Below are 1,476 nucleotides of genomic sequence, written 5' to 3' on the forward strand. Positions count from 1 at the left end.
CGGCAGTCGAAAACCGGTCATGCACGCGCGTGATCGCGGAGGTCCGACGATGAGTACGTGATCGACGTCACGATCGGCCTACGGCCGGTCTGCAAGAGGATGAGGTTGACGGGAAGTCCCTTAGGGATAGGGTTTGGCCCCCACCGGGCGGCCGTCCATGTCGACGAACTTGTATTCGCGTTTTCCGGCGAGGGCGATGATATGTCGCTCGGGCAGGCGTCGGGTATTGTGCGGTTCAGGCGGCGTGGTGTTGCGGAGCATCGTGCCGCCATGCACGTGTGCGGTATGGGATTCGAGTGTATAGACCACCGGTGCCGGCAGCCCCGTGGCGATTGTGTGGGTAGTCTGCGTGGCGGCGCGCAGGTTGCCGGCCATGAGGGCGGCGAGGCGGTTGTCCATTTCGATGAGCGCCAGCGGGATCATCTTGCGCGCGGCGACGCGCAGGGCGTCGAGCTGCTGGACAAACACGGTGCAATGGTCGATGGCGCGCATCATGCGGTCGCGGCCGGGTAGCCAGCGTGGCAGCGAGTCGGGAGAGAGTGTGCGCAGACGGGCCTGGAAGGTGCGAACCAGGTGGGCGAGCTTGTCGATCTGCCCGTTCAGGCCATCGACGACCGCCTGCCGGTAGCGGCTGAATCTGACCTCGCCGAGTGCCTTGGCGGCGTTGCCGTAGCCATGGGCCTGGAGAAATTCGATTATGGCCTTGAGGCCCACGCCGCCTTTTTTCACCAGCATGAGCGCCACGGCGCGCAGGAAGCCGCCCAGTTCCGCCCCGATCAGCGCGCCCACGCCCACAGCGGCGGCACCGATGAGAGTGATGATCAAGGGCAGCAGCATCGCGATGAGCAGAATCCACTCGTCGACGTCGTCGCGCTTCTCGGGGTGCTTGACCAGGCGCACGATGACGGCCACCAGGTCGCGCAAGGTGATGATGCTGCCGACGCCGGGCACCAGGCCGGCCAGCGCATCGGTAACCACCTGGCTGGTTGAGCGGCCGTCTTCCCATTCACCGAGGATGACGCCGCGCAGCCACTCCCAAGCCTCACCCATGCCGCTCCAGGTGCGGTCGAGGATCTCATCCATGATTCGTCTTCACTTTGTTGTTTTGTTCCGGTCTCATTGCATGGGCACGAGAGCCCCCACGCCTCCCCATCACCTCGATCAGCCTTTCATCCAGACATCGAGATCATCGTCCGGCCGGGCCGGCAGCTTGAAGTTCGTGTAGGGCCGGATGTCGCTGCCCACGCTGATCTCGACGCCGCCTGGCTTGACGTTTTCGAGGTGCAGATAGCCGCGCTCGTCGAGGCGGCCGTGGCGCGTGCTGCCATCGGCCAGGCGGGCGGCGAATTCGGCGCCCTTCACCGGCTCGCCGTCGTGATAGGCGTAACGGAATTCGACGTTCTCCGGCGGGACGCTGACGAGCCCCGAAGGCAGGTGGGGCGCTGCCGCAGGATTGCCCCCCGGCCCCTCGAACGC

General features: G+C 65.6%; 1 protein-coding gene and 1 pseudogene. Both read right to left on the reverse strand.

Annotated features, from left to right (window positions below; genetic code table 11):
- Window positions 1-120: 120 nt before the first annotated feature.
- Window positions 121-1,083 (reverse strand): hypothetical protein, encoded by a 963-nt coding sequence (locus tag GPA25_RS23540; RefSeq protein WP_169262823.1) that lies wholly within the window; start codon window positions 1,081-1,083, stop codon window positions 121-123.
- 78 nt (window positions 1,084-1,161) lie between these two features.
- Window positions 1,162-1,476, reverse strand: a pseudogene (locus GPA25_RS23545) (type VI secretion system tip protein VgrG); the annotation flags it as partial.

Origin of the sequence: Aromatoleum diolicum (assembly GCF_012910955.1) — a bacterium.
Lineage (GTDB): Bacteria > Pseudomonadota > Gammaproteobacteria > Burkholderiales > Rhodocyclaceae > Aromatoleum > Aromatoleum diolicum.